25 protein-coding genes are annotated in these 22859 nt (G+C 40.1%); 22 read left to right on the top strand and 3 right to left on the bottom strand.

Going from position 1 to position 22859, the window contains the following annotated elements; all coding sequences use genetic code 11:
* Positions 1-8 precede the first annotated feature (8 nt).
* Entirely contained in the window at positions 9-809 is an 801-nt protein-coding gene (locus OA91_RS11285) for a substrate-binding periplasmic protein (RefSeq protein ID WP_231870357.1), read from the top strand.
* Positions 810-929: 120 nt separating this feature from the next.
* Here OA91_RS11285 and OA91_RS11280 read toward each other — a convergent pair whose 3' ends face one another.
* Positions 930-2120: an Acg family FMN-binding oxidoreductase gene (locus OA91_RS11280; RefSeq protein ID WP_063338311.1), complete on the bottom strand. Its 1191-nt coding sequence runs from the start codon at positions 2118-2120 to the stop codon at positions 930-932.
* Between the two features lie 203 nt (positions 2121-2323).
* Between OA91_RS11280 and OA91_RS11275 the strand changes: the two genes are divergently transcribed.
* The 10 genes from OA91_RS11275 to OA91_RS11230 all read left to right on the top strand — a co-directional run bounded on the left by OA91_RS11275 (position 2324) and on the right by OA91_RS11230 (position 8051).
* Positions 2324-2788, top strand: coding sequence for a MarR family winged helix-turn-helix transcriptional regulator (locus OA91_RS11275; protein ID WP_063338310.1), 465 nt, complete (start codon positions 2324-2326; stop codon positions 2786-2788).
* A 99-nt stretch (positions 2789-2887) separates the two neighbouring features.
* Positions 2888-3811, top strand: a complete 924-nt coding sequence (locus tag OA91_RS11270) for an alpha/beta fold hydrolase (RefSeq protein ID WP_063338309.1) — start codon at positions 2888-2890, stop codon at positions 3809-3811.
* Positions 3805-4338 carry a DUF1579 domain-containing protein gene (locus OA91_RS11265; protein ID WP_082827900.1) on the top strand — a complete coding sequence of 178 codons (534 nt, stop codon included), beginning with the start codon at positions 3805-3807 and terminating at the stop codon, positions 4336-4338. The genes OA91_RS11270 and OA91_RS11265 overlap by 7 nt, the downstream gene beginning before the upstream one ends.
* 44 nt (positions 4339-4382) lie before the next feature.
* Positions 4383-4793 (top strand): GFA family protein, encoded by a 411-nt coding sequence (locus OA91_RS11260; RefSeq protein ID WP_063338308.1) that lies wholly within the window; start codon positions 4383-4385, stop codon positions 4791-4793.
* Positions 4794-4824: 31 nt separating this feature from the next.
* Positions 4825-5136 (top strand): YciI family protein, encoded by a 312-nt coding sequence (locus OA91_RS11255; protein ID WP_063338307.1) that lies wholly within the window; start codon positions 4825-4827, stop codon positions 5134-5136.
* Positions 5137-5166: 30 nt separating this feature from the next.
* Positions 5167-5766 (top strand): DNA-3-methyladenine glycosylase I, encoded by a 600-nt coding sequence (locus OA91_RS11250; protein ID WP_063338306.1) that lies wholly within the window; start codon positions 5167-5169, stop codon positions 5764-5766.
* Positions 5767-5814: 48 nt separating this feature from the next.
* On the top strand, positions 5815-6006 hold the full coding sequence (locus OA91_RS11245) for a CPXCG motif-containing cysteine-rich protein (RefSeq protein ID WP_063338305.1): 192 nt from the start codon (positions 5815-5817) through the stop codon (positions 6004-6006).
* Positions 6007-6015: 9 nt separating this feature from the next.
* Positions 6016-6348, top strand: a complete 333-nt coding sequence (locus OA91_RS11240) for a YnfA family protein (RefSeq protein ID WP_046019112.1) — start codon at positions 6016-6018, stop codon at positions 6346-6348.
* 114 nt (positions 6349-6462) lie between these two features.
* Complete coding sequence (locus OA91_RS11235; protein WP_063338304.1) at positions 6463-7443, top strand: AraC family transcriptional regulator; 981 nt, start codon at positions 6463-6465, stop codon at positions 7441-7443.
* Between the two features lie 167 nt (positions 7444-7610).
* Positions 7611-8051, top strand: a complete 441-nt coding sequence (locus OA91_RS11230) for an Lrp/AsnC family transcriptional regulator (protein ID WP_063338303.1) — start codon at positions 7611-7613, stop codon at positions 8049-8051.
* A gap of 33 nt (positions 8052-8084) precedes the next feature.
* Here OA91_RS11230 and speB read toward each other — a convergent pair whose 3' ends face one another.
* Entirely contained in the window at positions 8085-8897 is an 813-nt protein-coding gene (speB, locus tag OA91_RS11225) for an agmatinase (protein ID WP_063338302.1), read from the bottom strand.
* A 65-nt stretch (positions 8898-8962) separates the two neighbouring features.
* Positions 8963-9742 (bottom strand): transporter substrate-binding domain-containing protein, encoded by a 780-nt coding sequence (locus OA91_RS11220; protein WP_063338301.1) that lies wholly within the window; start codon positions 9740-9742, stop codon positions 8963-8965.
* 239 nt (positions 9743-9981) lie between these two features.
* Between OA91_RS11220 and OA91_RS11215 the strand changes: the two genes are divergently transcribed.
* From OA91_RS11215 to OA91_RS11165, 11 genes are all read left to right on the top strand, one after another.
* Positions 9982-11067, top strand: a complete 1086-nt coding sequence (locus tag OA91_RS11215) for a threonine aldolase family protein (RefSeq protein ID WP_063338300.1) — start codon at positions 9982-9984, stop codon at positions 11065-11067.
* Positions 11068-11177: 110 nt separating this feature from the next.
* The gene (locus OA91_RS11210; protein ID WP_063338299.1) at positions 11178-12008 is read left to right on the top strand and encodes an AraC family transcriptional regulator; all 831 of its coding nucleotides are present in this window, start codon (positions 11178-11180) and stop codon (positions 12006-12008) included.
* An 85-nt stretch (positions 12009-12093) separates the two neighbouring features.
* Entirely contained in the window at positions 12094-12504 is a 411-nt protein-coding gene (locus tag OA91_RS11205) for a GFA family protein (protein WP_063338298.1), read from the top strand.
* Between the two features lie 53 nt (positions 12505-12557).
* Positions 12558-13025, top strand: coding sequence for a hypothetical protein (locus tag OA91_RS11200; protein WP_231870356.1), 468 nt, complete (start codon positions 12558-12560; stop codon positions 13023-13025).
* Positions 13026-13201: 176 nt separating this feature from the next.
* The gene (locus tag OA91_RS11195) at positions 13202-13552 is read left to right on the top strand and encodes a DUF805 domain-containing protein (RefSeq protein ID WP_046019104.1); all 351 of its coding nucleotides are present in this window, start codon (positions 13202-13204) and stop codon (positions 13550-13552) included.
* 205 nt (positions 13553-13757) lie between these two features.
* A complete protein-coding gene (locus tag OA91_RS11190) occupies positions 13758-14108 on the top strand; it encodes a DUF805 domain-containing protein (RefSeq protein ID WP_063338297.1) in 351 nt (116 codons plus the stop codon).
* Between the two features lie 868 nt (positions 14109-14976).
* On the top strand, positions 14977-16866 hold the full coding sequence (locus tag OA91_RS11185) for a methyl-accepting chemotaxis protein (RefSeq protein WP_063338296.1): 1890 nt from the start codon (positions 14977-14979) through the stop codon (positions 16864-16866).
* Between the two features lie 1053 nt (positions 16867-17919).
* Positions 17920-19497, top strand: coding sequence for an alanine/glycine:cation symporter family protein (locus OA91_RS11180; RefSeq protein WP_063338295.1), 1578 nt, complete (start codon positions 17920-17922; stop codon positions 19495-19497).
* Positions 19498-19643: 146 nt separating this feature from the next.
* On the top strand, positions 19644-20210 hold the full coding sequence (locus OA91_RS11175) for a hypothetical protein (protein ID WP_046019099.1): 567 nt from the start codon (positions 19644-19646) through the stop codon (positions 20208-20210).
* A gap of 43 nt (positions 20211-20253) precedes the next feature.
* Positions 20254-20637: a nuclear transport factor 2 family protein gene (locus OA91_RS11170; protein WP_063338294.1), complete on the top strand. Its 384-nt coding sequence runs from the start codon at positions 20254-20256 to the stop codon at positions 20635-20637.
* A 237-nt stretch (positions 20638-20874) separates the two neighbouring features.
* Positions 20875-22848 carry a methyl-accepting chemotaxis protein gene (locus OA91_RS11165; protein ID WP_063338293.1) on the top strand — a complete coding sequence of 658 codons (1974 nt, stop codon included), beginning with the start codon at positions 20875-20877 and terminating at the stop codon, positions 22846-22848.
* Positions 22849-22859: the final 11 nt, after the last annotated feature.

Raw genomic sequence — 22859 nt, 5'->3', positions numbered from 1 at the left:
TTAAAACTATGCTAATTAACATGTTTAAAATCAAACCACTGTCACAGGGTTTGCAGAAATTAGCCGCTAAAACACCTCTCATTACCTTAACATCCGCTCTTTTTTTCTTCTCATTACCCAATAGTGTACAGGCACAAAATGTCTCTATGACAACAACAAACTGGGCACCTTTTTATGCTGAATCTCTAGAAAAAGGAGGGTTTGTCACCGCCATAGTTGACGCTTCATTTAAAGCAGCGGGTTATGACAGTTCGATCGAATTTACCAGTTGGACAGACGTGCTAGAGCAAGTAAAAGAAGGTAAGAAGGACGTTGTTGTAGGCGCCTATTTTTCTGAAGAAAGGGCACTGCATTATCACTATTCATTGCCTATTTATTCCGTTTTGACGGGTGTATTTAAAAAAGCTGGGCACGAGTTAAACTTTTATACCTCATTCGACATGCTTGATCAGTATAAGCTAGGCAAGCTTGACGGCACGGTTGTCGCGAAAAGTTTCGATGCTTATCCGTTCAAACACTTAAAAGGTTATGAAGAAGTCAGCTTGGGTTTAGAAGCCTTGGATCAAGGGGAAATAGACCTTTATGTTGAGAGTTATGCTGTTGCTAAGCAAGTTGCAGCCGATATGGGCATGCAAGCGGATAAGATAGAAATGATACAGCCGCCTATAGAAGATAATGACCTGCATATCATGATTTCAAAAAGCATCCCTAATGCCATCAAAATTCGAGATGCCTTCAACAAAGGCTTTGTACAAATTCAGGCAAATGGCACCTATGAGACAATTCTGAAAGATTTCAACCAGATGTAACTCTGATTGAAAGAGGAAATACTCGCCTCCCTAGGTTTTTAAAATGGAAATTAGGTAAGTGCATTGAGCCAAGGACGGCTTTTTTAGCCTTCTTGGCACAAGCATGTCCTGTCATTTCATTTAGGCTTTAATAATATCCTTTAAAGCACGTCTTGGCCCATGAGGTGTCATCTCAGCGGTTCCTAACCTAAATAGCATTTGAACTGTGTCAGAGTCTTTAATATTAAAGAAGCGTTTAAACTCTCCTTGTAATGGCAGCATGTCTTCATACTCTTGCAGCACTTGGCTCATCGGGTGTTGAGCAAGTCCCATTTCAATTGTTTTAAGGTTGATACGGCAATATTCACGCCCCACATTCACTTGATCTTCACGGGTATTAAACTTAGAGCTCATCCAAGCAAAGGTACCTGTAGATGCCGCTGTTTTTTGCGTCATGGTGACAGCTTGTTGGCCAAAATCAGTTGAATCTTTTTCCACGCTTTCTCTAGAAAGAAAAAAGTTCTCAACCAAGATTCGTTTAAACCCAGAAAGTCCTGCTTGAGCAGTACCAAAACCATCACGGTATTTCATGACTTCATCATCATTGAAACGAAACATCTTGATGGTTTCCATGTCTCTGGCTTTGTTCTTGACCTCAATTTTCATCGCTTTTGTTAAAACCTGCTCCAGTTGGTTCTTGGCAGCAGGGGAGCTCACTAGCGTGAAAGGAGTCTGATTATAATTTGCGTGAAATTGCTCTAATTCAGATACCTGAGCCTGAGTGAGCGGGGCGTTATTATATTCACGTTTATTAGAATGCCTGTTTAAGATATGGGCAAAAAGAGGGTTAGTCTCAACCTTGTCGTTGGCTTCTAAGCGCACTCTCGCAACAGGCTTATTCGCAAGCTCTGTGTTGCTATACATGACTTGTGGGAAAAGCGTTATTTTTGCTTCATGTTTTAGGCCTGTTGCTGCAATAGCAGCGGTTTCTAAGAAAGTCCCTTGGCCAATATGAATCTGTCTGTAGTAGGGATCTGTTTCTGGTAATAAGCGCTCAGGGTCGACATAGAGTTCAAACTCTTTCTCACCCGTTAGTTTAATAATCCAAGGTTGTATGTTGTGTGGATTTGGGCTTAACACAGCATAGGCTAATACCTGTAATCGAATATCTTTCATTTCTGAAGTTGGGCCATTCCAGCCGTAACTAGTATCTTGATCGCCATTTGCTGCAGAAAGAGAAGACTCTAGGTTGCCACAGCTTGTTAAGCCTGTGGTTAATGCAACTGCGCCAGTACCTAGGCCAAGTACACTGATAAATTTACGTCTGTTCATGCTATTCCCCAAAGAAAAGGATTCTCAAAGATGGTTCGAAAATCGTTTTAAATATGTATTCCATGGAATGTATGCTATATTCCTTGGAATCTAAGTCAAGCGATAAGTGTAAAAAAAATTAAAAAAGTTTAAAAAACGTACAGAGAAAAGCATTCAATATTGTGTGTTAGAAAATACGTTTTATGGGTAAGAAGGAAACGAGGGTGAGTAACAGAGAAGATACTGAAGTACGTCTGACAATATTGTTCGGCATACTGCAACAACTGATGACAACAAGACAAAATAAGCTTTTTGCGAAGCTTGAACTTACGTCATCTCAATTTGGATTGCTGATTCATTTTACTCATAATCCAAATCGAAGCTGGCTAGTCACAGAATTAGCTGAAGTTATGGAAATGAACCAGCCAGGCATTACAAAAATAGCAAGTCAGTTGATAGAGAAAAATTTGTTAATAGCTACACCTGACACCAAAGATAAGCGCAAAAAACATTTAAAAATCAGTGATAAAGGCTTAAAGACTTGTTCTAGTACCATGGCTGCCTTTAGTCCAGATATACAAAATATTTACTCTGCTTTCGAAGATGAGGAATTAGGCGATCTAAGCCAACATCTAGAAAAACTCATGTCTTGGTTGGATTCAAATCGGGATAATATTAAAGGGCTATAAATTTTTAATTATTTAATTTACTACTGACATATGGTGTCAGTAGAGTGTCATTATACTGCCTGCTTCGAGTTAAAACATTTAATCAAGGAGCAGATAGAGATGGCACTATTTACCCATAATTCAGGCAACTACTTAATAAGAGAAGATGCCAATATTTATTATGAGGTGACAGGAAATCCGGCAGGCTTTCCACTTATCTTACTTCACGGTGGCATGGGTAACTTAACCGACTTTAATGCCATTTTAGGCTCTTTGGTCAATGATTTTAAATTGATAGGGTTAGATTTTAGAGGCCATGGAAAATCCAGTCTTGGCACTAAAGCTTTGAGCTATCAAATCTATCAAGAGGATGTAGAATTCCTGCTTGATCACTTAAATATCGCCCATTTTGCCATTATGGGGTTTAGTGATGGCGGTATTACTGCTTATCGAATTACTTCCCATAAAACCTCAGAAAAAGCCTCTCAAGTGAAGGCGCTTGTTGCCATTGCAGCTCATCAAAAAATTCATAAAAGCGATTTTTGTTTTCCTTTTTTAGCCAATATGACAGGGCCAAAATGGCGAGCTAAATTTCCAGTTTCTACGGCTTATTACGACAGGGTCAATCCAGAACCGGACTTCGATCACCTAGTGGAACAAGCCGTAAAGCTATGGACATCAGGAAAAGGGAGCCAATACCCAGATAGGGCGGTTAAACAAATAAAAGCCCCTTGTTTATTGGTAAGAGGAGAAGAGGATCATCTATTTTCAGAGATAGAAATGAGTAGGCTCAATTCTCTTATCAAAGGATCACAAATGGCTTCAATTACCACAGCAGGTCATGAGGCATACCAAGACAATCCTTATGTTTTTACTCAAAAGGTAAAACCCTTTCTGCTTGAGGTACTGTCATCAGAGATCAGGCTAGTACCAGCAATATCAAATGAAGTGAAGCAACTATCAGAAGAGCAACAGTCAGAAAAGAAGCCGTCAGAAAAGCAACGGTCAGAGAAGCAACAGTCAGAGAAGGAGCCAGTATGTTAGCGCAGACGTTAAACCCCTTTGAAAGTGAAAACCCAGATCAAAATGCGGGAATGGAAGCAGATATCAAAGCCCCAGAGGATTTTGACTTTATGATAGGCCATTGGCAAGTAAAGCATAAGCGGCTTAAAAAACGTTTAGCTAATTGCCAGGAGTGGTATGAGTTTGACGGTACTTCTTCAACCATCAAAACCCTAGGTGGCTTTGGTAATTTAGAAGATAACTTACTCAACTTTCCAGAAGAAAGTTATCGTGCTTTAGCGTTGCGTTCCTTTAATGAAATGACACAAACATGGTCAATTTGGTGGTTAGATGCACGTTTTCCTGACGCACTCGATACGCCCGTCTCAGGAAGTTTCAAACAAGGTGTCGGCTTATTTTATGCCGATGATGTACTGCACGGGCAAAATATTAAGGTGAGATTTAAATGGATATCCTCTAATGAAGCCCCAAGATGGGAGCAAGCTTTCTCCACCGACGAAGGCGCAACATGGGAAACCAATTGGATAATGGAATTCTCTCCACGTTAATTGGGTGCTCACTAATACAATTACCATTAATAAGGAAATCACCAATGCCAAATGCAAGTTGTTTATGCGGACAAGTCAAAATCACAGCAGAAGAGGTAAAGCCTGATGTGAGTGCGTGCCATTGCCAATCTTGTCGAGGTTGGGGAGGCGGACCATTTCTTGCTGTACAGTGCGGTACAAAGGTCCAGTTTGAAGGGCAAGAACATATCAAAGAGTACGATTCTTCAGAGTGGGCGAAACGTGGCTTTTGCCAAGCATGCGGTACACACCTTTATTTTTATTTCAAAAAAGCAAAGGCTTATAACATGCCAGTCGGTATCTTCGAAAATCTAGACGGTCTTGCCATGGCGATGCAATTTTATATTGATAAAAAGCCTGATTATTACTGTTTTGCCCAAGAGACAACCTCAATGACCGAGGCTGAAATTATGAGCTACTATGCAAGCGAACTTTAGATTGCATCAAAGGAAATGAGGAGAGAGTAATATGTTTAATATTTATTTAACGTTTGCAGAAAATAAGTCTCAAGCACCAGATCACATGCAAGCGCATAAGGACTGGATAAAACAAGGGGTCGAAGAGGGCGTTTTTATTATGGTGGGCAGTATTAAGCCATCTGCCGAAAATACCAATGGAGGAGGCTGTATTATGGCTCATAGCCTGAGTTACGACGCTTTAGTCGAGAAAGTGAATCAAGACCCTTTTGTCATCCATAAAGTTGTACAAGCTGGGATTTATGAAGTTACCCCAAACCAGTTAGATGATAGGCTAGCTTTTTTAATGCCTGTCCAAAATTGAAAAGCAGGTGTAAAGCAAAAGGAAAATTGAATGTCAGCCCCATTTATTGGTCCAGATGGTAAAGCACGATGTGCTTGGGCAGGTACTGCTCCTGAGTTTCTTGCTTATCATGACAAAGAATGGGGGTTCCCTGTTGTTGATGATCAAAGACTATTTGAGAAGGTGTGTCTAGAGAGTTTTCAGTCTGGCTTGAGCTGGCGCACCATCTTAAATAAACGAGCGGCTTTTCGCGCCGCTTTTGATCAATTTGATTATCATAAAGTTGCCCTCTATCAAGAGGCTTATGTAGAGAAATTACTGCAAAATGAAGGTATCATTCGCAATCGTCGAAAAATAGAAGCGGTCATTAATAACGCTCAAAAAGCCATTGAAATGCAGCAAGAAGAAGGTTCGTTGGCGGCCTTTTTTTGGCGTTATGAAGCAAAAGCACCCGCTGAGCCTCAAAGCCAAACCACGTCCGAAGAATCCATTGCACTCTCAAAAGCCCTTAAAAAGAAAGGCTGGAAGTTTGTTGGCCCCACCACCATGTTTGCCTTTTTACAATCCATGGGATTTATCAATGACCATGAATACGGCTGTTGTGTACGAGAAGAAATCGAAATAATTCGCAAGCAGCTAAAAAGACCTTGAGTTAGAATAAGAGCCACTTATCTATTTATCTTGCTAAGTAGGCTAACCATGCATCAACTTGAAGAAAAGAGCATCTCTTGTCCTTATTGTGGCGAGTTAATTGACGTTCTTATTGACCCCGAAGATACAGATCAAGAATACATTGAAGATTGCCAAGTCTGCTGTCGACCCATTAGTTTTAATGTTTACGTACAGAGCAATGGGGAATTAACTGTGACTGTCAGAGCCGAAAATGAGTAGTGATCTAATATGTTTGAATTGAAAACCCTTGGTCTTTTTTTAGTCACCGCCTTGGCCGAAATCCTAGGTTGTTACTTACCTTATCTTTGGCTTAAACAAGATAAAAGCATTTTACTCTTAATACCTGCAGCCCTGTGTTTGGCTTTGTTTGCTTGGTTATTATCCTTACATCCAGAGGCGTCCGGCCGTGTTTATGCCGCTTATGGTGGTGTTTATATTTTTGTGGCTATCCTATGGTTATGGCTGGTGGACGGCATTAAACCAACCCATTGGGATATGATAGGCGCAAGTGTGGCACTGGTTGGAATGGGGATTATTATGTTTGCACCTAGGTCCGTTTAATTAGCGTCTTGGCGTAAAGCGCAAGAATGGAAAAGTCGCTTTATTATAAATCTGATAATCTATCCACTTATCTATTCCTATCGTTATTAGGGTCAAGACACCCAGTTGTAAATTATGAACTCAGTCTATCTCGCTAGAATCCAGCAAGCGCTTCAATATATAGAGACCAACCTAAATACCAATTTATCTTTGAGTGACGTGGCTAAAGCAAGTTACTTTTCTGAGTTTCATTTTCATCGCATCTTTAAAGGGGTGATGGAGGAAACCTTAAATGACTACATAGGTCGCAGGCGAATGGAAAAGGCCGCTAATAAGCTGGTTTGCCATCAAGACCTATCTATTACACAGATTGCACACGAAAGTGGTTTTTCTTCCAGTGCTAACTTTGCCAAAGCGGTAAAACTCTATTTTGGTTTTAGCCCCTCTCAATTAAGAAACCCAACTAAAAAACACACAAAAGAGAGCAAGATAGGAAAAATTCAAAGCAAGTATGGAAAAGTATTTTCACCATCAGATTTATATCCTACTCCTGCCATCAACAATGTCATTGTTGATGGCAGGAAACAGCAGCAAGGTGCTGCTGAATTAGATATGAAAACGTTAATTAAAGGTGAAAAAATGGACGTAAAAGTTAAAGACTTATCAGAACAAAAAGTATGGAAATTGTCGAGTGTAGGGGGTTATGAGGAGTCTGCCATTTACCAAACCTGGGGGCAGCTTATCGACTTCGCACAAACACGAGGTGTTGATGAGAAGGCACAGCAACGATTTGCATTTTGTTATGATAATCCGGTGTTAACACCTTTAAATAAATGTCGCTATGAAGCGGCGATTATTATGCCGGAAGCGGCGCAAAATACGACAGTAAGTGCACCATATTTTATGGCAAGTATTCCTGCTGGAAAATACGCGATGCATTATTACAAAGGTTCTGGTGCTGATGCGGTTCAGGCCCATTTACGTTTTTATTCCGACTGGTTGCCACAAAGTGGTTATGAGCCTGATCATTTTCCTATTATGGAACATTACTTAAATGATGCCAGAGTGGATGGTTTTGTGGAGATGGAAATTTATATCAAGTTAAAAGCCTTATAAAACTAATAACATTAAAACCTCCATCTTAATCCTGTGCTCCTATTTAAGGGCGCAGGGTTAAGAGCTTCCCATTAAGATGCTTGAAAACGAGTGAAAGCAAAGACCTATTTCGATGACTTTGATATAGTTTCAACTCTTATTCACTTCATATTAAGAAGCTCACCCGAATGACGCCAGATGCAAAAGACAAACAAATTTTAGCCTTGTTGCAGCTTGATGCACGACTATCTACGGCTGATATTGCCCGCCAAGTCCACCTTGCAAGATCGACAGTGCAAGAACGTATAAAACGTATGGAACAAGCGGGCTTGATTCAAGGTTATGCGGTTAAACTCAATGCAGACTTATTGCCAAAGAGCGCGATACAAAGCCGTGTGGCGCTGAGTGTAAAAGCGTCACATTTTAATAATGTGATTCGTGCATTAGAGTTGATGCCAGAGGTCTTGTCTTGCGAAACAGTGAGTGGACAATTTGATTTGATGTTAAAGGCGCAAACAGCGTCGCCAGACAAGCATGATCAATTAGTGGAAAGAATCGGCGAACTCAATGGGGTTGAGCGCACCGAATCTAGCATTATTTTGCGAGAGTTTTTCAAACGCTCAATATAGCGCTTTTGTTATCGCGCTATTGTTAGAGAGCGCTTATTGGCAATCTCTTAGCATAAGTCCAGCAAGCTCTTTGTAGAACTTGGCACACACCATGGCTGTCATGCCATTAATGTCTCGTTTAGGGTTATATTCCACGATATCTGCGCCAACAATCGGCACCTCAATAGATTGCAAAATACTCAGAACCTCTCGAACACTTAAGCCACCTGGTTCATGATGTGACACACCTGGTGCATAAGCTGGATCCAATGCATCTAAATCTATCGAAACATACAAAGGCCCAGTAATGTTAAGGTCCTTACCCGGATACCAATGCTTCATTTCATGTACTTCAACCCCAAACTTTTCGGCTTGTTGAGCTTGATGTGCATTGAGTGTACGTATCCCTACCTGAATTAAACGATTCGCCGAACCTGACTCCATAATACGAGCAAAAGGACAGGCGTGCGAATGCCTATTTCCTTGTAGCTCGTCATATAAATCCGGATGAGCATCAAAGTGCAATATGGTTAAATTCTCATGCTTTTGCGCAAGCGACTTCACCAAGGGGTAGCTAATGGAATGATCACCTCCCAAGGTGAGAATCTTATGGTTCGAGGCGATGAGCTCTGCACTTTTTGCTTCGATTGCATCAAAGGCTTCTGACTCATGGTTCCAGCTAACATCGCCTGCATGATGCAAACGCTTGTCTTTATTAATGTTAATGCCCATCTCTGCTGTCGTATTGGCAGAACCGTTATACACAGCTTTATGAATCACATCCGGCGCGTCAGCTGGGCCACGTAGATGGGAAGAGTTAAAATCGAGTGGCACATTGAGTGTCGAAACGGCTTGGTATTTTTGCATAATGTCTCTCTTTTTCTTCTGCTTTTGCTTTTACTTGCTGTCGCTATGAGTGTTTGGCTAGGGCATTAATAAATGCTGAATGGAAAATACTTATTGTTGATGTTCTGGTAAGTGCCATTGTTACGAATATCTTGTATGGCCTGATTAAAGTCTTGGCGAAGAGGAGAGCCTTTTTTCAAGGCGATAGCGATTTGGTCATTAATATCGATATCCTCTCCTTTAAACTCGTAGTCTTGATTTGCGACAGGCTTGCCAGAGTCAGAAGCGGATTGACTTAACCAGTTATAAGCAGGGAATTTATCCGATAGGAGTAAATCAATGCGATCTGCTTTTAAGTCTAAATAAGCAAGATCTTGGGTGTCGTATAATTTGATACTAACCTTATCTGCATAATGATCTTCAAGGTATTGGCTAGACACAGTAGATCGATAAGCACCTATGGTTAAGCCTTTAAGGCCTTCATCCGTTACCTCGATATGTTTATCTTTAGGGCCAATAAACGCCAATACATTTGAGTAATAACGCTCGCTGAAATCCACCACCTTAGAGCGCTCTGGGGTAATCGACATGGAAGAAATGACAGCATCAAACTTACCCACTTTTAGGCCCGGAATCATACCGTCCCAAGTTTGAGCTTGGATTTTACACTTGGCTTTCATTTGATGGCATAAGGCCTTGGCGATATCTACATCAAATCCATACAGCTCTCCTTTGTCATTTACCTGAGCAAAAGGGGCGTAAGAACCATCGACAGCAATACGTATTTCGGCAGCATTAACGCAAAGGCTCGCAAAACTAGTGCTTGATGCGAGAACGAAGAGGCCTGCTTTTATTATTTTTTTCATGATAAGTCTCATAGTGATCGAATGAATGACCACTATGACCCTCAGCCACGTCGGTTAATACCTGCGTTTTAACGAAAATAAAGCCCTTGACCGACGATACGCCGGATTGATGCTGAGTGAGTGGATGGATGAGCAAAAAACTCAATCACTGCAATATTTTACAATCATGTACAAAATCTTATAGGCATACTTAAAACATCATAAGTAAACGTATTGATAACTTAGTTAAGGTATTGAGTATGACAACAAGCAATCAGCCAAATTTAGAACACCTACCCGGATTAAAAGGTGGTTTTACCAGTGACAATATTGCAGGCGCTTCAACACAAGTATTAGAAGCCTTGGTTGCTGCCAGTGTTGGTGCGGCACAGCCTTATGGCGCCGATGAATATACTCAAAGTATGGAAGCTAGGCTGCGCGATATATTTGAGTGTGACCTTAACGTATTTCTAGTGCCAACAGGGTCAGCGGCTAACGGTTTAAGCTTAGCGACACTTACACCGCCTTGGGGCGCTGTTTTATGCCATAAGGATAGCCATATCAATAATGATGAATGTGGCGCACCAGAGTTTTATACATCAGGCGCTAAGTTGGTTGAAGTAGCGGGTGATAATGCCAAAATTTCTGCTGCAGCGTTACGTATTGCCGCGCAAAACAAAATAGGCGATGTGCATAGTGTACAGCCATCTTGCGTAAGTATCACCCAAGCAACAGAAAGTGGCAGTTTATACTCCCTAGCAGAAGTGCAAGAAATAGGGGGGATATGTCGTGATCATGGGCTTAAATACCATATGGATGGGGCGCGTTTTGCAAACGCCCTTGTAGCGTTAGATTGCACACCCGCTCAAATGACATGGCAAGCCGGTGTGGATATTCTCTCTTTCGGCGCGACTAAAAATGGGGTGCTAGCAGCAGAAGCAATTATTGTTTTTGATACAAGTTTGAGCAAAGAATTGGCATTTCGTCGTAAACGTGGTGGCCATTTAACGTCTAAAATGCGTCTTTTGTCAGCGCAAATGGATGCCTATCTAAAAGATGATTTATGGTTAAATAATGCCAAACACGCCAATGCCATGGCAGCACGATTAGCTCATGGTTTAAGTGATATTCAGGGAGTGGAATTGATGGATAAAACCCAAGCGAATATCATATTTTGCCGCATGCCAGAGGTGGTTATTCAAGGCCTACAAGAACAAGGTTTTCGTTTTTACCATGACAGATGGGGTAAAGGGATAGTTAGGTTGGTTACGGCTTTTGCCACTGCCCAAGAAGAAGTGGATGCATTTATCGAGGCCAGTCGACAGCTGAGTTTTAATGCTCATTAAAGACAAGTTTCTGGTATTGTCATAACATAAACGATTTACGACAAACCATAAAATAAATTCTAAACCGTAATAACTCAGCCACAAAATGAAAAGGACGAGGGGAGGGCAAGATGAGAGATCAAATACAATATCACCGTGTTGTCGATACCCCTGATCTAGTACTAAGTGATGGCACCTTTTCAGAGTTTGAATTCAAGCCCCATTATCACCTTGATTACCACATAGGGATGGTAACTCAAGGTGTGCAAAAGCAGCGTTTTCAAGGAAAGAGTGTTTTATTAGGGCCTGGCCGTATTTCTATCATGCCTCCCGGGGAAATTCACGATGGCTCAGGTTATGATGATAATGAATATAGCATGTGTACTTTTCGTATTTCCGCTTCATTATTAACCGAATACATGAACGAAATTAGTGGTAAAGAGCTTGGCTTAGTTGGAGATGATATCGCGCCTTTTTTTGCTGGTGCCATGTTAGAAGATACTGCTTTGGCTAATCGCTTGATTCAGCTTTATCAAGGGGTTCAAAACCCCCAAGGTTTAAACGCTTTACCCGTACAAGAAGCTTGGCTTAAATTGTTCGATCCTTTATTTCAATCATTAAAGGTCGTCACACCGCAGGCGGTTGAAGGAGGGCTCTCCATCACTCAGCTTATGTTAGTAAGAGAGTATGCTGAAGCAAATCTTGCAAATAAGATTAGCTTAGAAAAGCTAGCCGCTTTATGTGATCTTAGCCGCTATCAATTCCTACGTCGTTTTGAAAGTAGCATGGGGCTCACACCTCATAATTGGCTTATTCAATTACGTTTGGAAAGAGCCTGTCTATTATTGCGTTTGCCGAATCAAAATCTGGCTCAAGTAGCAGCCAATGTTGGGTTTTACGATCAGAGTCACTTCAATCGCGCCTTTCGTAAATGGTATGGCATTACCCCTTCACAGTATTAACAAAAATATAATGAAAGCGTTCTGTTTTCATTTCTTTTTATTTAAATGAGCGTAATTAATGAGTTTTAAAAATAAGGAAATAACCATGGCAAACGAGATATATCAAGGAAGCTGCTTATGTCAGCAAGTGAATTTTCAGGTGGAAGGGGCGTTTGAAAACTTCTTTTTATGTCATTGTGACCACTGTAAGAAAGATACCGGCAGTGCTCATGGTGCGAATCTGTTTAGCACCACCGCCAAGCTAACTTGGTTGCAAGGGCAAGATAAGGTGAAAACCTTTAGGCTAAAAGACACAAGGCATGTCCGTAGCTTCTGCCAAGACTGTGGTTCAGGTCTACCAAACCTGCAATTTGATGATTCGTTACTAGTTGTACCAGCAGGCTCACTTGATACGCAATTGGCAATGGAACCAAATGGCCATATCTTTTGTCGTAGTAAAGCCAAATGGCAAGCTGGGTTAGAATCTGTGAAAGAGTTTGAAAGTTTTCCTCAGTAATTCTGATTTTCCAAATAGCATGTCATCATATCAAAACTAAGCAAGGAGCAAGCATGAAACGTTATCTAAGAGTAAAAGGTTCTAACGATTTAGCATTTAATCAAAATAAGCTTAGTGTCAAAAAGCTCATGCTCGGCTTGCTGGGTTTAAGCCTTGCTTCCTCCCTTTACGCGAATGATGTCAACATTTTGGCTGCTGACCTTAAACATCAAGGTAATAATACTTGGTCCTTAAGTGTGACATTAAAACATGATGACACAGGCTGGGATCATTACGCAGATAACTGGCGATTGGTCGATAGCCAAGGCAAGGTTCTAGGGGATAGAGTGCTTTATCACCCTCACGTTAATGAACAGCCTTTTACTCGATCTCTAAATGCGATTCATATTCCTGCTGCTAAGTTGAGTGCTGGCGAAATACTTTATGTAGAAGCCCATGATAAGGTGCATGGCTGGACCAAGAATCGATTAGCGCTTGACCTTAGTCTAGTGAAAAATGGCCGTCTACAGCAAAAGAGATAGAGCAAAGTGAGATAGCTTTTAGCCTTAATACGCTGTATTTATTACAAAAAAGGACATTGAGTAACACGCTTTAGACAAAAGTAACCACATTAAACATGCAGTTAAATTTCAGCTGCTAAAATATAGTTAATGATTAGAAAATTATTTCAAAACGGTATCGAAATAAGGGTGGCCATATGGAATATTTTATTAATGCGTTAACTAATTATGCTGACTTTACCGGTCGTGCCAGACGTAGAGAGTACTGGTACTTTAATCTCTACTACTTTGTTTTTTATCTCATTGTCATCGCTTTAGATGCAGTGTCAACTGCAGGTGGTTTTACGGCGCTTTATACTCTCGCCATGATAGTACCAAGTCTCAGTGTCTTAGTAAGGCGCCTACATGATACAAGTCGAACTGGCTGGTGGTTGTTATTGATTTTCATCCCTGTTTTGGGGCATCTGATACTTTTATATTTCTTAGTACAAGATAGTCATCAGGACAATGAATACGGTTATAACCCAAAAGGTGGAATCTTGTGTTAATTCAGCACCCCCCTTTTCCTCCACTTAAAGTAGGATAAGGCTAGTTCTATCATAAAGCTTAAAACTCCTTTATATTACTGCTTCGTTAATTTTGAAAGCTGAAAAATTAGCATAAACATGGATGTAATATTTAGCCTATAACATGTGTCTAAAGCCCTTAGATTAGGGGAGGCGTTTGTTGTTTGGCTCACAAAGGATGCAATAGATGGAATATTTTACCTTAGCTTTAAAAAAGTATGCGGACTTCTCAGGACGAGCAAGACGAAAAGAGTATTGGATGTTTACCTTAATCGCCTTGCTGTTTCACCTCTCTCTGATGGTGATTGAAGCGGCAATTGGCTTCATGGGCCTATCAATCTTATTTTCTTTGTTCATATTAATACCAAGTCTGAGTATTTTAGTAAGACGACTGCACGACACCAATCACTCGGCTTGGTGGTTACTTATTGGGCTGGTGCCTGTTTGTGGCGCGATAGCTTTGCTAATCTTTCTTGTGCTCGATAGCGATGATGCTAATCCTTATGGATTCAACCCAAAAGCCAGCCCTGTTTTCTAGTGGGCTGTGAGAAACTCAGGAGACCAGTATTGAAGGAAAGAGACGATGCGAAAGCAAGGTTATACGTAGTGAATAATACGTCGTTAGCGTATCGTCCTAATCTTCTCTCTAAGTAAAACTGCACTGCCTAACCAGATTAAAACATCTTTTTGACACATGCTTTAGAGCAGAGTTAAACAAGCAAACTCCTATCCGTTTCACTCTCTGCTCTCTTTTCAACTCGCTTTTAGTTTCCTTTCAACTTCCCTTTAGCGTCTATTACTTCTTTAATTTATGAATGCTTTACTATAATTAAGCATCAAAAATTGGTTATTCTAGAGTAAGTCCAGATCCATGAGCTCTTATCAGCGCGTCTAACCATTTGTGCTATTAGTTTTTTAGTTACAGTAAAGAAATGAATAAATAAACACTATCTTAGAAGACAGGTTCTTTTGGGCAAAAGGCAGTACAATTCGAGTTAGAGTCTAAAGACTGCTTCTACAAAGTATGGCTTTATATCGTTTTCTCTCTCGCCGACGAAGCTCGCTCGAAAGTATTAGCTGATTGGGTTGATCAAGAGCTTGAAAAGCTGAAATCAAATGGAGAAATTGAATACATTCTCAAAAAATATCTAGACTAAGCATTCCTTTAAAGACAAATCCCCTTACTCTCAAACTAATTGTGTTTGAATCAGCGTTCTAAACTCATCTTGCAGATCATGCCTAGCTTTTTAATTCAATTATACTTGGTTGCAAAAAAGTATAAAAACATATCAAAAAGATACAGGTTTATACAATTCATATACAAATCATTCATTTTCTTTCTGTAGAGTGGCACTCTGTTTCATTTTTTCTAATGATTCATTTTTTAAACATTAAAGGAACTTAAAGTGACAGCGAAATCTAAAATTCTATATGGCATTGGTGGCTTATTTGTTGCTGTAATTAGCTTCATTACACTCACTAGTTTTTTTAGTTTTAAAGGTGCATCTATAGAAGGCTATAACAAAAAATTAGAAACGGAATCTTTCTTAATTACCAGTGCAATAGAACAACGTATGAACCGCACTTATGATGTTTTAAAAGTAATTTCTTATGAACTTGATATAGGAGGTAAACAACCTTTTGATATTATTAAAGCGGTTAAGACTCTGAGCTCCATTTCTAACAACCTTGATGTCATTAATGCTTATATGGCGACTCCTGATGGGTTAACTTACTCTGTATCAAGTAATGGCTTAGTTCCTAATTTTAACGCCAAAGAAAAAGGGCGCGAGTGGTTTTTAAGGGCTTTTGCAGGCGATAAAAAGATTCTCACCAAACCTTATGTGAGTACTGAAGGTAATGCGGTGATGGCAGCCGCCGTTCCGATTGTACGTAATGGCACTGTCGTTGGTGTGGTTAGCGCTAACTTGTCTATTGATAACCTCACTAATTTTATTGCAGGATTAACGGATAACAATCAGATCTTTGTAACCAATACCGATGGTTATATTTTTGCCGCAAAAAATACTGACTTACTAGGCAAAAATCTTAAAACAGTCATTCCAGACTATGCATCCTTTAGCAACTCACAAAGTAATCAACATACCTATTCCATTGAAGACAAAGACTATTTTGTGGTGACATCTCATATGGCTATGTTGGGTTGGACGACCTGGGCATGGGATGAGTGGGAGAATATCAACGCAGCATCAAATGATAACCTAGTTACCAATATTATTATTTCGATCATCCTAATTCTAATCTCCTTAGGTGTTGCTTATACCCTGATTATTCGTCTTATGTATAAGCCTATTGGCGGCGAACCAAAAGAAATCGAAAGCATAGTCAATAGAATTGCAAATGGGGATTTAACCTATCTCAATGCTAGTAATGGCAATGAGACTGGCATTTATGCCGCTGTACTTACTATGGCTCATAACCTTAGAAATACGGTTTCTAATATCAACTCCACAAGTCAGATATTAGACACAGCCTCGAAGAAAATTCTCAATTCAGCTTCTAATGTGATGCAAAGTTCAGAAACTCAAATGCAGCAATTAGAAACGACATCCAGTGCCATGTATGAAATGACAAACACGGTTAAAGCAGTCGCTAAAAGTGCATTAGAAGCTTCTGATGCCACTAACTCAGCTCATAAATATTCTGGTCAAGGTATTCAAACAGTTACCGAAGTAAATGAAAGCATAGCGACCTTAGTTGAAGGGATAGAAGAGTCAGAAAGAGTCGTTAAAAAACTCGAAAATGAAGCTGCCGGGATAGGAAATATCTTGAATGTAATAGGGGATATTGCAGAGCAAACTAACCTATTAGCACTTAATGCAGCGATTGAAGCGGCGCGAGCCGGTGAGCAAGGGCGAGGGTTTGCAGTTGTTGCGGATGAAGTAAGAAGCTTAGCAAGCAGGACACAAGAGAGTACCAGCCAGATACAAGAGCTTATCGCGAGACTTCAAGGGGCTGTAAACAACTCAGTGAGCCTTATGCAAGCAAGTTGTGAGAATGCACAACAGACCCTGTCTAAGTCGTCCGATGCAAATGATGCTTTGACAGCTATCCGTGATTCAGTTGCTGTTATTTATGACATGAACGCCCAGATAGCCACGGCAGCGGATCAACAAACGCAAGTAGCAGAGGAAATAAGTAGTACTGTTATACAGATTAATGACTTAGCTAAAAATACTTTTGATAATTCTGAGAGCAATGCTCAAGTGGCTGGGGATCTATCCCATAGTGTTGACTCACTTAACCGCTCAGTTGAAATCTTTAAAGTCGATTAGGAATACACCTGACGAGATAAAAATAGCTATTTCTAAAGATTCATCAATCAGTAAGGAGAGGGGGAAGTTCCTTTTTTAAACATGCTTGGGTTAATTTGCCTAAGCATGTTTAATGACTAGTTAACAAGTTTCAGCATCATGACAAGCCAATGTCGTTTTTTCTACAAAAAACTATAAGGCTTAAACCAAAAAGCGCTTCATCATGTCTTTATTTGGAGGGTAATAGTTAGCATAAGTTGCCTATCTATTTAAAGTATATTGAGCATTTGCTTAGTAGTTTTTTTGTTATGAAGTGATACTTTTTAACCAAGTTAACAATTTTATTTGCCAAATGGCTCTGGCTGAGATAGGTTTGGGTTCTTTTATATATGAACGATAAGTTTATAAGCGAAAAATGATTGATAATCACTTTTTCATAGCTTTTTTGTAGTTTAAAAAACTGAAAAAGTTTAACTTTAAAACATTATCTAATAGTTATAAAAGAAGAAAACATAAAGCATTGTTGAAAATTACAATAAATAAAATGTCGTTAAAAATCATATTCTTATGGTTTTATTTCGGCTGAAAACTAAAAGAAATAAAGGCTCTCAGGTCAGGGTGATAAAAACTTAAGTAGTTATAGTTAATAATGTAAACGTATTAAGGAAGAGAGACTTTATAATTCAGGGTTATATCTTTTAAGTAATTGGGTGTTGCTTAAAATATGTTCAGTGAAATAATATTTTCTATTAGTTTAAAGTGAAATTTCAATTTCTTTTTTGACAATGATTTTAATATATAGCTGAACGAATAATTTTGAACTTTATAATTATCAGTGTCTAAGTTTTATACAGTTTTCTGTTTATAGCCAAGTCACTTTCTCCTCTTTCTTTGATTGATTTTACTCCGAATAGACGTTGTCGTTTTTTTATAAGCGCTAACAACCTCGACACCTAGTGATAGGTACTAAGAGTAAGAACATCGGCCCTAGCTGCTAATATATTGTTAACTAAGCCTTGAGAATCCTGTTTTAGAACGAAAACCTGCTGAGCTTAATAAAATGGGATAACCAATATGAAAAAGACACAGCAATTATTTGCACTCTTTATGCTGATATTTAGTACAAACATACTTGCGGCTGAAACTAGCGCATTTGGGGAGTTTGTAGGTTCGATAAGTCGCTCGGTTGACGGTTTCTTCAACGACTACACAGGTTGGTTCGTTGGTTTAATCTTCTACAGTGTGCCAGTTGGCGAAGCTAATTTTCCAATTATCGTAGGTTGGTTGTTGCTTGCAGCAACAATTTTCACAGTTTACTTTGGTTTCATTCAGTTCAGACGTGCTGGCCTTTCGATCGATATCGTTCGTGGCAAGTTCTCTAACCCGAATGCTAAAGAAGACGGTGAGGTGTCTCACTTTCAGGCCCTAACAACTGCGCTATCTGGCACAGTGGGTCTAGGTAACATTGCTGGTGTGGGTGCTGCTTTAGCGATTGGTGGACCAGGTGCAACATTCTGGATGATCCTTTGTGGTCTTCTAGGTATGGCATCTAAGTTCTGTGAGTGTACGCTAGGTGTTAAATACCGTACTGTTCTGCCTTCTGGCGTCGTTTCTGGTGGTCCAATGTACTACCTAAGCCGTGGTCTAGAAGAGCGTGGACTACCAAGCCTAGGTAAATTCCTAGCAATTGGTTTCGCACTTATGTGTATCCTAGGTTCTTTCGGTGGCGGTAACATGTTCCAGGCTAACCAAGCCCATGCCATGTTAACTTACGCTTTCGACGTACCAAGTGAATACGGTGTAATCACAGGTCTAGTACTAGCTGCTTTAGTTTTCTCTGTAATCGTTGGTGGTATGCCTTCAATTGCATCAGTAACTGAAAAAGTTGTACCTTGGATGGCACTACTTTATGTAGGCATGTCTGTTATCGTAATCCTTGCAAACTTCGGTCAAATCGGTGCGGCTATTAGCGCTATCTTCGAAGGTGCCTTCACAGGTGCTGGTGTAGCCGGTGGTTTCATTGGTGCATTGATCCAAGGTTTGAAACGTGCAACCTTCTCTAACGAAGCAGGTGTTGGTTCTGCTGCGATCGCTCACTCAGCGGTTAAAACAAAAGAGCCAGTAACTGAAGGTCTAGTATCTCTACTAGAACCATTCATCGATACAGTAATTATCTGTACTATGACTGCTTTGGTTATCACTATTGCTGGTCTAAACACAATGCCATTCAACGGTGAAGGCCTAACAGGCGTTACCTTGACAGCGGCATCGTTCACAGCAACAGCGGGTATTTTCAAATACTTCCTAGCTGTGGCAGTAATCTTGTTTGCTTTCTCAACTATGATCTCTTGGTCTTACTACGGTCTAAAAGCTTGGACTTACTTGTTTGGCGAAGGTTCTAAAGTTGAACTGACTTTCAAAATTATCTTCTGCTTCTTCGTAGTCGTTGGTGCAACTATCCAGTTTGGTGCTGTAATCGACTTCTCTGACGCAGCTATCTTTGCTATGTCTATCTTCAACATCCTTGGTTTGTACTTCCTAATGCCTGTTGTTAAGAAAGAGCTTAACTCTTTCATTGCACGTATTAAGTCTGGTGAAATCAAGCGTTATGACGACAAAGCAACTGATTCAAATTCTGCAGAAAAAGCATAATTCATCGTTTTTTCATAATAGAATGAGATCATAAAAAAACCCGCTTCGGCGGGTTTTTTTATTTCTGCAAGTCGGTAAGATAAGTATAGATAATACAAATGTGATGGCGATGAAAAACAAGTAGTAACAACAACCTAGGAAGTAAAATGGATGACGATAAGCACTTTTACATCGATTTAAAGCGCAACCTGATCAAAGATGGACCAAAATTCCTTTCCCATACTGTCATGGCTAAAGGAGACACTGTTTTTTTAAGGCCCACCATGGGCGCAATGATTTTCTGTATCATTTATATCGTGGTAGGTCTTTTTTTATTAGGGTTAGCGGGTGTCATTTATTGGAAATCCAGCCAGTTAGACCTCACCGTCTTTATCGGCATTTTTGGTAGTGCGATCGGCATGTTTGGTGTTGCACTTATCAGGCCATTTATGAAGCGTGCAAAGTTTGATAAAGACACAGGTCTATTTGATAACAACCAAGACAGAGACGTAAAACTAAAGCATATAGTATCTCTGCAAATTCTTAATAAAATGATCGAAAGAGGGCAAGCACCTAGCTATGAGTGTTTTGAGCTAAACCTGCTGACCAAAAATGGCCGACGTATCAATATTCTTAACCATAACGACCTACAACAAATGCAACTAGATGCCGCTGTACTGGCTAATTTCTTAAAAGTAGAAGTCACAGATCTAAGGCGAGAGCTCAATATATAATTGAATCTTTAAAATACTAAAAGATAAATAATCGGAGAGCGTGATGAAGCATGATCTTGAGTTAAATAAAAAGAACGCCGTTGCTTTTTACAAAACCGCTTACCTTGGTGAGCCAGAGAAAGCGGTAGCGCTTTATGTGGGGGATCAATACATACAACATAACCCACTAGTAGGTGACGGCAAACAGGCTTTTATCGACTACTTTGAAGAGATGTCACGAGACTATCCCGATAAAAGCATAGCGTTTGTCAGAGTCATCGCAGAGGGTGATCTAGTCTCGCTTCATACCCATCAAACTTGGCCTGATAATGATGAATACGTTACCATGGATTTCTTTCGGTTTGATGATAATAGCAAAATCATAGAGCATTGGGATGCAATTCAGGGTGTTCCAGCCGAAACTAAAAACGGTAATTCAATGTATTAGGCTTTAGAAGTGGTCTTATGTTCATAAAGCCTACCGGACTCAAATATCTGAATTTATGGAATTTCTAACGGCATTTTTAAGAAAACCAAGCCTAAATTTACAGGCGAGTTACAAGAGCGCATAAAAAAGCTCCATAAAACTACGTTATGTAATAAGAATTAACAACATACTTATCGATTCTTAGTCTACGCCCCTCTTTAATTAAGGTATCTCATTAAATGAAGGGTGAAACAGCCTATGAAGTTTTTAATTCGATCATTATCTCCTCACCTTGGCATACTTGTTCTTTTGCCATGTATTCTCCTAGGTTGTGTCATTTTCTATGATGTATTTCATTCTTATAACAAGATGCAAGACGCTTATGACGCTGAATACAATGCCTTCATGTCTCACGATGTGCTTAAAGTGGTGCACGAAGTTCAAAAAGAACGAGGAGCAAGTGCGGGCTTTATTGGTTCAAAAGGCAAGGTGTTTGGACCTCAATTAAAAGAACAACGACAAGTGGTTGATAAAGCCTATCAAACCCTGTTAACGAAAAGTGAAGCTTGGACGCTTTCTAATGAGATGGAAGCAGAACTAGGCAACATCAAGAATGCTTTTGCAGACATTAACAGCATTCGAAACCAAGTCGATGCATTGACTTTGCCTTTAGGTAAAGCGCTTAGCTTTTATACCAACATCAACACGCTTGGTTTGCATAGTGTTATCTATGCCTCAAAACTGAGTGCAGACCCTGTTATTTCATCAGAACTTTTTGCCATCTATAACTTTTCTTCTGCGAAAGAATCAGCAGGCATAGAAAGAGCAGTACTTGCGAATATACTGTCGAGTGGCAATTTTACCCCAGCCCTTAGAATCAAGCACACGGAGCTGATTACCAAACAAAAGTTAAACCTAGAACAAGCCCTAGATGCCGCACCAAAAGACATCTTAAGTATTTTCTCACAATTCAGCCAATCAACAGCCAATCAAGACGTGCTAAGAGTGCGTGAAGAAGTCGCTAAAGATGATTCAGGCTTTACAACCGATTCTAAAACTTGGTTTTCCTATGCGACTAAAAGAATTGATGAATTAAAGAAACTCGAAGAAAAAGCATTATCAGTGGTTGATAAAACTGCTCTGCGTATTCAACAAGATGCCGTCACCGTCCTTATTGTAGAAGTGCTGATATTCATAATCGGATCTGTGATAACTATCGCGTTATTCTTAATTATTCGAACCAGAAGCAAACAATCTTTAAAAATTGCCGAAGGGATACAAATAGCGATTCAAGACAGAAACATGGCGCATGAGATAGATGTCGTGAGCTTTGACGAACTCGGTGATGCAGCAAAAGGTATTAACAGGCTAACAAGGCTCTTTAGTGACGACTTAAAGTCTTTTGACCTTGCATCTCAGCATATTTCCAACTCAACGAATGAAACCTCAGTATCCATTAAGCAAAGCCAAGTTAACTTAATAGAGCAAAAATCAGTGGTGCAAACAATCGCCACCGCAGCCGAGCAAATGGGCATCAATGTTTCTGAGATAGCCCAATCTATGGAAAGTAATGCAAGTTCGGTATCAGAGGTGGTCAGTAACGCACAACAAGGGCAAGAGACAGTTAGCAAAGCCGTTGATGTTATCCACCAAGCAGCAAAAGACATGGAAGAGTCTTCTAAAGCCATCAACTCACTTAACGAGAGAGTGGGCAGCATTTCATCCCTTGTGGACATGATTAGAGGCATAGCCGAACAAACTAATCTACTTGCACTTAACGCCGCCATAGAAGCCGCAAGGGCAGGGGAGCAAGGTCGAGGCTTTGCCGTAGTCGCAGACGAGGTTCGAGGCCTAGCGAATAGAACCAGAGCCTCCACAGATGAAATTGCCGAAGTTGTGAGCAAGCTACAAGAAGACTCAACCAATGCCTTTAGCATCATAGATATCGGCCAGAAAAATGCACTACTGGCGAGCGAGCAATCAGAGCTGATTAAAATCGTATTAGATAAGATCACAGGCCAAGTAGAAAGCGTGCAATCGGTAACAAGCTCTGTGTCTAAAAACACAAAAGAGCAAGCGACAGCTCTAAGTGAAGTAAACAACAGCCTGATCAATATTTCAGACCAAGCAACAGAAAACGTAGCAGGGGCAGAGCAAGTCTCCGTCGCAGCATCCAGCATCGCAGATTCAGCCATGGAAATGCGAGATCAAATTAAGAAATACACAATCTAAAGGCTAAAAGA

Source organism: Marinomonas sp. SBI8L (assembly GCF_001624705.1).
Classification (GTDB): domain Bacteria; phylum Pseudomonadota; class Gammaproteobacteria; order Pseudomonadales; family Marinomonadaceae; genus Marinomonas.
The sequence above is the reverse complement of the archived record's forward strand: the minus strand, read 5'-3'. Positions and strand labels throughout refer to the sequence as shown.

Bases quoted from the DNA above. Each gene is read 5' to 3' on its own strand.
- OA91_RS11285 (WP_231870357.1), top strand. From the start codon at position 9: ATGCTAATTAACATGTTTAAAATCAAACCACTGTCACAGGGTTTGCAG.
- OA91_RS11280 (WP_063338311.1), bottom strand. From the start codon at position 2,120: ATGAACAGACGTAAATTTATCAGTGTACTTGGCCTAGGTACTGGCGCA.
- OA91_RS11270 (WP_063338309.1), top strand. From the start codon at position 2,888: ATGGCACTATTTACCCATAATTCAGGCAACTACTTAATAAGAGAAGAT.
- OA91_RS11265 (WP_082827900.1), top strand. From the start codon at position 3,805: ATGTTAGCGCAGACGTTAAACCCCTTTGAAAGTGAAAACCCAGATCAA.
- OA91_RS11260 (WP_063338308.1), top strand. From the start codon at position 4,383: ATGCCAAATGCAAGTTGTTTATGCGGACAAGTCAAAATCACAGCAGAA.
- OA91_RS11255 (WP_063338307.1), top strand. From the start codon at position 4,825: ATGTTTAATATTTATTTAACGTTTGCAGAAAATAAGTCTCAAGCACCA.
- OA91_RS11250 (WP_063338306.1), top strand. From the start codon at position 5,167: ATGTCAGCCCCATTTATTGGTCCAGATGGTAAAGCACGATGTGCTTGG.
- OA91_RS11245 (WP_063338305.1), top strand. From the start codon at position 5,815: ATGCATCAACTTGAAGAAAAGAGCATCTCTTGTCCTTATTGTGGCGAG.
- OA91_RS11240 (WP_046019112.1), top strand. From the start codon at position 6,016: ATGTTTGAATTGAAAACCCTTGGTCTTTTTTTAGTCACCGCCTTGGCC.
- OA91_RS11235 (WP_063338304.1), top strand. From the start codon at position 6,463: ATGAACTCAGTCTATCTCGCTAGAATCCAGCAAGCGCTTCAATATATA.
- OA91_RS11230 (WP_063338303.1), top strand. From the start codon at position 7,611: ATGACGCCAGATGCAAAAGACAAACAAATTTTAGCCTTGTTGCAGCTT.
- speB (WP_063338302.1), bottom strand. From the start codon at position 8,897: ATGCAAAAATACCAAGCCGTTTCGACACTCAATGTGCCACTCGATTTT.
- OA91_RS11220 (WP_063338301.1), bottom strand. From the start codon at position 9,742: ATGAAAAAAATAATAAAAGCAGGCCTCTTCGTTCTCGCATCAAGCACT.
- OA91_RS11215 (WP_063338300.1), top strand. From the start codon at position 9,982: ATGACAACAAGCAATCAGCCAAATTTAGAACACCTACCCGGATTAAAA.
- OA91_RS11210 (WP_063338299.1), top strand. From the start codon at position 11,178: ATGAGAGATCAAATACAATATCACCGTGTTGTCGATACCCCTGATCTA.
- OA91_RS11205 (WP_063338298.1), top strand. From the start codon at position 12,094: ATGGCAAACGAGATATATCAAGGAAGCTGCTTATGTCAGCAAGTGAAT.
- OA91_RS11200 (WP_231870356.1), top strand. From the start codon at position 12,558: ATGAAACGTTATCTAAGAGTAAAAGGTTCTAACGATTTAGCATTTAAT.
- OA91_RS11195 (WP_046019104.1), top strand. From the start codon at position 13,202: ATGGAATATTTTATTAATGCGTTAACTAATTATGCTGACTTTACCGGT.
- OA91_RS11190 (WP_063338297.1), top strand. From the start codon at position 13,758: ATGGAATATTTTACCTTAGCTTTAAAAAAGTATGCGGACTTCTCAGGA.
- OA91_RS11180 (WP_063338295.1), top strand. From the start codon at position 17,920: ATGAAAAAGACACAGCAATTATTTGCACTCTTTATGCTGATATTTAGT.
- OA91_RS11175 (WP_046019099.1), top strand. From the start codon at position 19,644: ATGGATGACGATAAGCACTTTTACATCGATTTAAAGCGCAACCTGATC.
- OA91_RS11170 (WP_063338294.1), top strand. From the start codon at position 20,254: ATGAAGCATGATCTTGAGTTAAATAAAAAGAACGCCGTTGCTTTTTAC.
- OA91_RS11165 (WP_063338293.1), top strand. From the start codon at position 20,875: ATGAAGTTTTTAATTCGATCATTATCTCCTCACCTTGGCATACTTGTT.